Origin of the sequence: Sphingomonas sp. CCH9-F2 (assembly GCF_001556735.1) — a bacterium.
GTDB classification, from domain to species: Bacteria; Pseudomonadota; Alphaproteobacteria; order Sphingomonadales; family Sphingomonadaceae; genus Sphingomonas; species Sphingomonas ginsenosidimutans.
The window spans coordinates 1-9,076 of sequence record NZ_LSJO01000625.1 but is presented as its reverse complement, the minus strand read 5'-3'; the positions used below and the strand labels follow the sequence as shown (position 1 = coordinate 9,076).

Genomic DNA, 9,076 nt, shown 5'->3' with positions numbered 1-9,076 from the left:
ACCCGCAGAACCACCGTCCACATGTCCCTTCATCTCAATCACAATGTCAAAGAGCGGCAAAAACCGACGCCTTGTCCCATCCCCTTTTTATCGGGGCGGTCCTAAGCGCCTGCTTTGCTGTGACTTTCGAAGCGTTCCGTGTGGTACGCCCCGTCGGTGAAGCGGCATATATGGGGCACTTCCAAACCCGTCAACCGATTCGATGACAGTTTTTTGGCGAGAACGCATTTTTTCTGAAACATGCGCCGCGCTGTCCCGCGGGCGAGGCACGTCATACGCGCTTCGCCCCTTTGAACGGTCTGGCGCCTTGACCGTTCCCCGCTGCAGACGACACACCTGATCCCATAGGACACAGAAGTTCGGACAAAGGAGAGCGCATGACCGAAACCCTCTATCCCGCCGCGACCGGTCGTGCCGGCAGCCTGGATCGTGCCGCCTATGAATCGCAATGGCAGGCCGCGGCGACCGATCCCGACGGCTATTGGCGCGACCAGGCGACATGCGTCGACTGGATGACGCCATTCACCACCGTGAAGGACACCAGCTTCGACGAGGCTGACTTCCGCATCCGCTGGTTCGCGGACGGCGCGCTGAACGTGTCGGCCAATTGTCTTGACCGCCATCTGGCGACGCGCGGCGACCAGCCCGCGATCGTCTGGGAAGGTGACGAGCCGGGCGAGACGCGCACCCTCACCTATCGCGAGCTGCATCGCGAGACCTGCCGCTTCGCCAATGTCCTGAAGGGGCTCGGCGTGCGCAAGGGCGATCGCGTGACGCTGTACCTGCCGATGATCGCCGAGGCTGCGGCGGCGATGCTGGCGTGTACGCGGATCGGGGCGATCCATTCGATCGTGTTCGGCGGCTTCTCGCCCGACAGCCTGGCGAACCGTATCCAGGATTGCGATTCCTCGGTGGTGATCTGCGCCGACGAGGGGTGCCGCGGCGGCAAGCGCATCCCGCTCAAGAGGAATGTCGACAAGGCGCTGGAACACTGCCCGGGAGTGCGCCACGTCCTGGTCATCCGCCGTACCGGCGGGGACGTGCCGATCACGCCGGGCCGCGACGTGTGGCTGCACGACGCGCTGGAGGACGTGTCGGACGATTGCCCTCCGGAACCGATGAAGGCGGAGGATCCGCTGTTCATCCTCTACACCTCCGGCTCGACGGGGAAGCCGAAGGGCGTGCTGCACACCACCGGCGGCTATCTGGTGTGGGTGACCAAGACGTTCCGCGACGTGTTCGATTACCGCGACGGCGAATTGTTCTGGTGCACCGCCGATATCGGCTGGGTCACCGGCCATTCCTATGTCGTCTACGGTCCGCTCGCCAATGGCGCGACGACGGTGATGTTCGACGGCGTCCCCAGCTATCCCGATCACGGGCGGCTGTGGGAAACGATCGACCGGCTGGGGGTCAACATCCTCTACACCGCCCCCACTGCGATCCGCGCGCTGATGCGCGAGGGCGACGGTTGGGTGACGAAGTCCAGCCGCGCCTCGCTGCGGCTGCTGGGCACCGTCGGCGAGCCGATCAACCCGGAGGCATGGGGCTGGTATCATCGCGTGGTAGGCGACGGGCGCTGCCCGATCGTCGATACCTGGTGGCAAACAGAGACCGGCGGCATCCTGATCTCTCCCCTGCCCTATGCCACCGATCTGAAGCCCGGGTCGGCGACAAAGCCGCTGCCGGGCGTGCGGCCCGAGCTGGTCGATGCCGAGGGCGCGGTGCTGGAGGGCGCGACCGAGGGCAATCTGGTGCTGACCGACAGCTGGCCGGGACAGATGCGAACGGTCTGGAACGACCACGAGCGCTTCTTCCAGACCTACTTCACCACCTATCCGGGCAAGTACTTTACCGGCGACGGCTGCCGGCGCGATGCCGATGGCTATTACTGGATCACCGGCCGCGTCGATGACGTGATCAATGTGTCGGGGCATCGCATGGGCACTGCGGAAGTCGAATCCGCGCTGGTCGCGCATTCGACGGTTGCGGAGGCGGCGGTGGTCGGCATGCCGCACGAGGTGAAGGGCCAAGGCATCTACGCCTTCGTCACGCTCAACGCCGGTGAGGAGCCGTCGGACGAACTGCGCGCGACGTTGCGCCAGTGGGTGCGCAACGAAATCGGCCCGATCGCCAGCCCCGACGCGCTCCAGTTCGCGCCCGGCCTGCCCAAGACGCGCTCCGGCAAGATCATGCGCCGCATCCTGCGCAAGATTGCGGAGGACGATTTGACCAATCTGGGCGATACCTCGACGCTCGCCGATCCGGGCGTGGTCGACACGCTGGTGGCGGAGCGAGTGCGAACTGGCTGATGCAGGTCAGGCCGGGGAACGCCGCTCCCCGGCCGCCCATTGGGAAAGCGTACCGCAAACTGCCGCGAGGACGCTTCCCCATGACCGACTATCCCACCCCGCCCTATCCCGAGCAGCAGCAGGCGATGCCGGGCACGACCGCCGCGATGGACCCGCGCCCCGACCATGGCGAACACAGCTATGTCGGCCACGGCCGCCTCACCGATCGGGTCGCGATCGTCACCGGCGGCGACAGCGGGATCGGCCGCGCGGTGGCGCTGGCCTTCGCGCGCGAAGGCGCCGATGTCGCGATCTCCTATCTGAACGAGGAGGAAGACGCGCGCGAAACGCAGCGACTGGTCGAGGAAGCGGGACGCCGCGCGCTGCTGATCCCCGGCGACATAAGCGTCCCCGATCATGCCCGCGCGGTCGTGGCAAGGACGATCGAGGCGTTCGGGCGGCTCGACATTCTGGTCAACAATGCCGCGCACCAAGCCAGCTTCGCAGAGCTGGAGGACATTGCGGACGAGGAATGGCAGGTCACCTTCGCGACGAACATCCACGCGATGTTCTATCTGTCGAAGGCTGCGGTGCCACATCTGCGCGCGGGCGCGTCGATCATCAACACCACGTCGATCAATGCCGACAGCCCGAACGCGCAACTGCTCGCCTATGCCACCACCAAGGGTGCGATCCACAATTTCACCGCCGGGCTGGCGCAGATGCTGGCTAAGAAGAATATTCGCGTGAACGCGGTCGCCCCCGGGCCGGTGTGGACCCCGCTAATCCCGTCGACGATGCCGCCCGAGGCGGTAAAGACGTTCGGCGAGAACACCCCGCTCGGCCGCGCCGCGCAGCCCGCCGAACTGGCACCAGCCTACGTCCTGCTGGCCAGCGACGAGGCGAGCTACATCACCGGCGCGACCGTCCCCGTCACCGGCGGGCGCCCCTTCCTTTAAAGCGGCTTCCGACCGACCTACGCGCGGCCGGCCGCGGCTCAGGCCGCGGCCCATTCCGCCTTCGGCACCCCCTGCGCCCATAGCAGCGCGGTAAGATCGCCTTGTTCGATGCGGGCCGCCGCCGCCGCCGCGACCACCGGCTTGGCGTGGTAGGCGACGCCCAGCCCCGCGATCTCGATCATCGCCAGGTCGTTGGCGCCATCCCCGACCGCCAGTGTCGCGGCCTCGGCCAGCCCCAGCGCCGCGCGGCGGTCGAGCAGCGTCGCCTTCTTCGTCGCCGCGCCGACGATCGGCCGCGCGACCGTGCCGGTCAGCACGTCGTCCTCGATCTCCAGGACATTGGCGATCGCCTCGTCGAAGCCGATGTCACGTGCGACCGGCTCCGCGAAGCGCGTGAAGCCCCCCGATACCAGCACCGCCCGCGCGCGCCAGCCGCGCATCGTACGCACCAGCGTCTGCGCACCCGGCATCAGCCGCACCCGCTCGCGCAGGCAGGCGTCGATCACGCCTGCGTCCAGCCCCTTCAGCAGTGCGACGCGCGCGTCCAGCGCCGCCTCGAAATCCAGCTCGCCGCGCATCGCCGCCTCGGTGATGGCCGCGATCTTCGGCTTGATGCCGGCATAATCGGCCAGTTCGTCGATACACTCGACCGTAATCATCGTCGAATCCATGTCGGCGACCAGCAGCATCTTGCGGCGTCCGTCGCGCGGCTGGACCACCACGTCGACGTCCGGGAACGCCCCCTCCAGCGCCGCGCGCGCCGCATCCGCCGCCAGTTCGAAATGCAGGTCGGCGGCATCGCCCTGGTCGATCCAGTGCAACGTCGTCGGCGCGCAGCCCGCCGTCGCCAGCCGGTCGTTCGCGTCGGCCACCACATTGGGCGTCAGCCGCCCTGCTGCTATCAGCGTCGCCGTGAACATGTCTTCCCCCGAAAAATCCCAGGACCTGCCAAGGCTGGCGCTCATCGCAGGGCCGACCGCCAGCGGCAAGAGCGCGCTCGCGATCGAACTGGCGGAGCGGATCGGCGGCGTGGTGGTCAATGCCGACGCCAGCCAGGTCTATCGCGACCTGCGCATCCTGTCGGCGCGCCCGTCCCCCGCCGACGAGGCGCGCGTGCCGCACCGGCTGTTCGGCCATGTCGATGGCGCCGACAGCTGCTCCGCCGCGCGCTGGGCGGCCGAGGCGCGCGCGGTGATCGGCGAGGTCCACGCGGCCGGCCAGGTGCCCGTGCTGGTCGGCGGAACCGGCCTGTACCTGCGCACCCTGCTCGACGGGATCGCCCCCGTTCCCGCGATCGACCCCGCAATCCGTGAGGCGGTCCGCGCGCTGCCCGTGGCGCAGGCACATGCCGCGCTGGCCGTAGAGGACCCGGCCGCCGCGGCGCGCCTCGCCCCCGCCGACACCACGCGCGTCGCCCGCGCACTCGAAGTCGTCCGCTCGACCGGTCGCCCGCTTGCCGCGTGGCAGGCGCAGCGGGAAGGCGGGATCGGCGGGGCGGTCGATCTGCGCGCGCTCGTGCTGCTGCCGGATCGCGAGGAGTTGATGCAGCGGTGCGACGCCCGGCTGGCGTCAATGTTCGCACAAGGCGCGGTCGAGGAGGTCGTGGCGCTCATCGCCCGCGCGGACGTGCCCGCCGACGCCCCCGTCCGCCGTGCCATCGGCGTGCCGGAGGTTGCCGCGATGCTGGGCGGCGCGCTTTCGCGGGACGAGGCGCTGGCGCGCGCGCAACTGGCCACCCGGCGCTATGCCAAGCGTCAATACACGTGGTTCCGCCACCAGCCCCCCGCTGACTGGCAACGAAGCAGTCGCAACAATTCGCAATTTTATTTCACATAAAGCGGTTGACGCGTAACTTTCGATGCCGTAGCGCGCCGGCTCCGCAGCGGCTACACACGCCGCTGCCGTGCATGAGGAGACGTGACGTGACCGAGAAGAGCGGAGCAGACATCCTGGTCGAGGCGCTGTGCGATCTCGGCGTGGAGGTCGTGTTCGGCTACCCTGGCGGCGCCGTTCTCCCGATCTATGACGCGCTGTTCCGGTCGGGCCGGATCAAGCACATCCTGGTGCGCCACGAACAGGCCGCGACCCATGCCGCGGAGGGCTATGCCCGTTCCACCGGCAAGCCAGGCGTCGTGCTGGTCACCTCCGGTCCGGGCGCGACCAACGCCGTCACCGGGATCACCGATGCGCTGATGGATTCGATCCCGATGGTGGTCATCACCGGCCAGGTGCCGACGACGCTGATCGGCTCGGACGCCTTTCAGGAGGCCGACACCGTCGGCATCACGCGCCACTGCACGAAGCACAATTACCTGGTGAAGGATCCCGCCCGGCTCGGCCCGGTGATCCATGAGGCGTTTCATATCGCCACCTCGGGCCGCCCCGGCCCGGTGGTGGTCGACATCCCCAAGAACGTGCAGGTCGCCACCGCGAAGTATCAGAAGCCCGGCCCGATCCAGCACAAGACCTATCGCCCCGCGCTGAAGGCGGATCGCGCTGCGATCGAGCAGGTCGTCGACATGCTGGCCGCCGCGGAGCGTCCGGTCCTCTACACCGGTGGTGGCATCATCAACGCCGGCCCGGCCGCGTCGCAGCTGCTGCAGGAGCTGGCGCGCATCACCGGCGCGCCGGTCACCTCCACGTTGATGGGCCTCGGCGCCTATCCCGCCAGCGGCCCGGCGTGGCTGGGAATGCTGGGGATGCACGGCACCTACGAAGCCAACATGGCGATGAACCAGGCCGATCTGGTCGTTGCGATCGGATCGCGCTTCGACGACCGGGTCACCGGCCGGCTGGACGCATTCAGCCCGAACAGCCGCAAGGTGCATATCGACATTGACCGGTCGAGCATCAACAAGACGGTGCGCATCGACCTGGCGATTGTCGCTGACGCCGGCCACGCGATGGAGGACATGGTGCGCGTGTGGAAGGCACGCCAGCATCCCAAGCCCGACACCAGCGGCTGGTGGCAGCGGATCGCGGAATGGCGCGCGAAGAAATGCCTCGCCTTTCCCGAATCGACCAAGGAGATCATGCCACAGCGCGCGATCCGCGCTTTGTGGGAGGCGACGCACGCGCGCTCGCCGATCATCACCACCGAGGTCGGACAGCACCAGATGTGGGCCGCGCAGCATTTCGGGTTCGACCTGCCCAACAAGTGGCTCACGTCGGGCGGCCTTGGCACGATGGGCTATGGCCTGCCCGCCGCGATCGGTGCGCAGTTGGGCAACCCGAAGGCGCTGGTCATCGACATCGCGGGCGAGGCGTCGATCCAGATGAACATTCAGGAACTGGCGACGGCGACGCAATATCGCCTGCCGGTGAAGGTGTTCATCCTCAACAACGAATATATGGGCATGGTCCGCCAATGGCAGGAACTGACCTATGAGAGCCGCTATTCCGAAAGCTATTCGGATGCGCTGCCCGATTTCGTGAAGCTGGCCGAGGCCTATGGCTGGAAGGGCATCCGCATCGAAACGCCCGACCAGTTGGAGGCGGGGATCGCCGACATGCTGGCGCATGACGGCCCGGTGATGGTCGACTGCATGGTGGCGAAGCTTGCCAATTGCTTCCCGATGATCCCCTCGGGCGCCGCGCATACCGAGATGATCCTGCAGGCCAACGAGGTATCGGGAACGATGGACGACGAGGCGAAGGCGCTGGTCTGACGATCGTCACCCCGGCGAAATCCGGGGTCTTGTGCCGCAAGGGCGCGCTCACAACAGGGAGACCCCGGATGTCGCCGGGGTGACGCTATAGTGCATATCAGCGAAGAGAAGGCCGAACGCCATACGCTGGCGGTGATCGTCGATAACGAGCCCGGTATTCTGGCGCGCATCGCCGGTCTGTTCACCGCGCGCGGCTACAATATCGAAAGCCTGACCGTGTCGGAGGTGACCGCGGACAAGGCGGTCAGCCGGATCACGATCGTCACCAGCGCATCGCCCGCGACGCTGGAGCAGATCGTGGCGCAGCTCGACCGGCTGGTGCCCGTCCACCGCGTCCACGATCTGACCGCGGAGGGGCCGCATGTCGAGCGCGAGCTGGCGCTGGTGAAGGTGCGCGGTACCGGCGATCATCGGATCGAGGCGCTGCGCCTGGCCGACGTCTATCGCGCGCGCGTCGTCGATGCGACGACCAGCAGCTTCGTTTTCGAGGTGACCGGCGGGATCGAGAAGATCGACAAGTTCGTCGAGCTGATGGGCGAAGTCGGCCTGATCGAAGTCGCCCGCACCGGCATCGTCGCCATCGCCCGCGGCAAGGACGCGGCGTAAATCAATCACACCACCCACCGTCCCCTCAGCGAAAGCCGGGGTCTCCGCTGCAACGGCCGGAACGCCTGCCGCACGAGATGCCAGCCTGCGCTGGCATGACGGACAATTCGAAAGGGAATGAACACATGAAGGTCTATTACGATCGCGACGCCGATCTGAACCTGCTGACGGCCAAGAAGATCGCCATCGTCGGCTATGGCTCGCAGGGGCACGCCCATGCGCAGAATCTGCGCGATTCGGGCGTGAAGGACGTCGCGATCGCGCTGCGCGAGGGGTCGGCCACCGCGAAGAAGGCCGAAGGCGCCGGCTTCAAGGTCATGTCGAACAAGGATGCCGCCGCCTGGGCCGACATCATCATGATCCTGGCCCCCGACGAGCATCAGGCCGCGATCTGGGAGAATGACCTGAAGGGCAACGTGCGCCCCGGCGCCGCGCTGGCGTTCGCGCACGGCCTCAACGTCCACTTCGGGCTGATCGAGGCGCCGGCCGACATCGACGTCATCATGATCGCCCCCAAGGGTCCGGGCCACACCGTACGCAGCGAGTATGTGAAGGGCGGCGGCGTACCGTGCCTGATCGCGGTGCAGCAGGATGCCAGCGGCAACGCGCACGATATCGCGCTGGCCTATGCCTCGGGCGTGGGTGGCGGCCGTTCGGGCATCATCGAGACGAACTTCAAGGAAGAGTGCGAAACCGACCTGTTCGGCGAGCAGGCGGTGCTGTGCGGCGGCATCACCCACCTGATCCAGGCCGGGTTCGAAACGCTGGTCGAGGCGGGCTACGCCCCGGAGATGGCGTATTTCGAGTGCCTCCACGAAACCAAGCTTATCGTCGACCTGCTGTATGAAGGCGGCATCGCCAACATGCGCTATTCGATCAGCAACACCGCCGAATATGGCGACATCACCACCGGCCCGCGGATCATTACCGACGAGACCAAGAAGGAGATGAAGCGCGTGCTGGCCGACATCCAGTCGGGGCGCTTCGTCAAGAATTTCGTCCTCGACAACCGCGCCGGCCAGCCCGAGTTGAAGGCCGCGCGCAAGGCCGCCGCGGCGCATCAGATCGAGAAGACCGGCAGCGAACTGCGCGCGATGATGCCGTGGATCGGTGCCAACAAGCTGGTCGACAAGGAAAAGAACTGATCGGAGGGTGGCGGGCCTCGGCAACGCCGATCGCCTGACGTGCCCGAGCTCGGCCGGCATGGCAAAGCCGGGGCTTCGGCCCCGGCGGCCGCAACTTCCCCGCCACATGACGGCTTTGTAACCCGCGGCCCGATTGCCGACGCCCGCGCGGCATTGTATCGCGCACGCCATGCGGACGGCGACGTACCGAAATTCGTCGTATCATGCCCGCGCCGATGCCGGCAGCCGGACCGCGTCGGTCCTGCTGGCATTGGGAATCGCGGCGCTGATCGTCTGGACGCTGCTGCGGCTTGGCTTCTTCGTTCCGGGTGACGTCGGCGACGGGCGCCGGCTGTCGACCTTCGACGTGACAAACGTCGGCGAACGCGCGCAACCGCCCAGCCAGAAGAAGGCCGAGCGCCGCGAAC

8 protein-coding genes are annotated in these 9,076 nt (G+C 67.2%); 7 read left to right on the top strand and 1 reads right to left on the bottom strand.

Going from position 1 to position 9,076, the window contains the following annotated elements; genetic code table 11:
- Positions 1-377 precede the first annotated feature (377 nt).
- Both acs and AX685_RS17550 read left to right on the top strand, forming a co-directional pair.
- Positions 378-2,312: an acetate--CoA ligase gene (gene acs, locus AX685_RS17555; RefSeq protein ID WP_066490945.1), complete on the top strand. Its 1,935-nt coding sequence runs from the start codon at positions 378-380 to the stop codon at positions 2,310-2,312.
- Between the two features lie 80 nt (positions 2,313-2,392).
- Positions 2,393-3,250, top strand: a complete 858-nt coding sequence (locus AX685_RS17550; protein ID WP_066490944.1) for a glucose 1-dehydrogenase — start codon at positions 2,393-2,395, stop codon at positions 3,248-3,250.
- A 38-nt stretch (positions 3,251-3,288) separates the two neighbouring features.
- Here the strand turns inward: AX685_RS17550 and serB are convergent, their stop codons facing one another.
- Positions 3,289-4,170, bottom strand: coding sequence for a phosphoserine phosphatase SerB (gene serB / locus AX685_RS17545; protein ID WP_066490943.1), 882 nt, complete (start codon positions 4,168-4,170; stop codon positions 3,289-3,291).
- On the opposite strand from serB, the gene miaA reads away from it, so the two are divergent.
- From miaA to AX685_RS17520, 5 genes are all read left to right on the top strand, one after another.
- Entirely contained in the window at positions 4,169-5,086 is a 918-nt protein-coding gene (miaA, locus tag AX685_RS17540) for a tRNA (adenosine(37)-N6)-dimethylallyltransferase MiaA (RefSeq protein ID WP_066490942.1), read from the top strand. The genes serB and miaA overlap by 2 nt on opposite strands.
- 71 nt (positions 5,087-5,157) lie before the next feature.
- Positions 5,158-6,918, top strand: coding sequence for an acetolactate synthase 3 large subunit (locus tag AX685_RS17535; protein ID WP_197418679.1), 1,761 nt, complete (start codon positions 5,158-5,160; stop codon positions 6,916-6,918).
- 90 nt (positions 6,919-7,008) lie between these two features.
- On the top strand, positions 7,009-7,524 hold the full coding sequence (gene ilvN / locus AX685_RS17530) for an acetolactate synthase small subunit (RefSeq protein ID WP_066490939.1): 516 nt from the start codon (positions 7,009-7,011) through the stop codon (positions 7,522-7,524).
- Between the two features lie 125 nt (positions 7,525-7,649).
- Complete coding sequence (gene ilvC / locus AX685_RS17525) at positions 7,650-8,669, top strand: ketol-acid reductoisomerase (RefSeq protein WP_066490946.1); 1,020 nt, start codon at positions 7,650-7,652, stop codon at positions 8,667-8,669.
- A gap of 169 nt (positions 8,670-8,838) precedes the next feature.
- On the top strand, positions 8,839-9,076 hold a 238-nt coding region (locus AX685_RS17520; protein ID WP_156445903.1), incomplete at its 3' end, for a hypothetical protein.

Excerpts from the sequence above, each read along its gene's own strand:
- acs (WP_066490945.1), top strand. The coding sequence starts at position 378 with ATGACCGAAACCCTCTATCCCGCCGCGACCGGTCGTGCCGGCAGCCTG.
- ilvC (WP_066490946.1), top strand. The coding sequence starts at position 7,650 with ATGAAGGTCTATTACGATCGCGACGCCGATCTGAACCTGCTGACGGCC.
- miaA (WP_066490942.1), top strand. The coding sequence starts at position 4,169 with ATGTCTTCCCCCGAAAAATCCCAGGACCTGCCAAGGCTGGCGCTCATC.
- AX685_RS17550 (WP_066490944.1), top strand. The coding sequence starts at position 2,393 with ATGACCGACTATCCCACCCCGCCCTATCCCGAGCAGCAGCAGGCGATG.
- AX685_RS17535 (WP_197418679.1), top strand. The coding sequence starts at position 5,158 with ATGAGGAGACGTGACGTGACCGAGAAGAGCGGAGCAGACATCCTGGTC.
- serB (WP_066490943.1), bottom strand. The coding sequence starts at position 4,170 with ATGTTCACGGCGACGCTGATAGCAGCAGGGCGGCTGACGCCCAATGTG.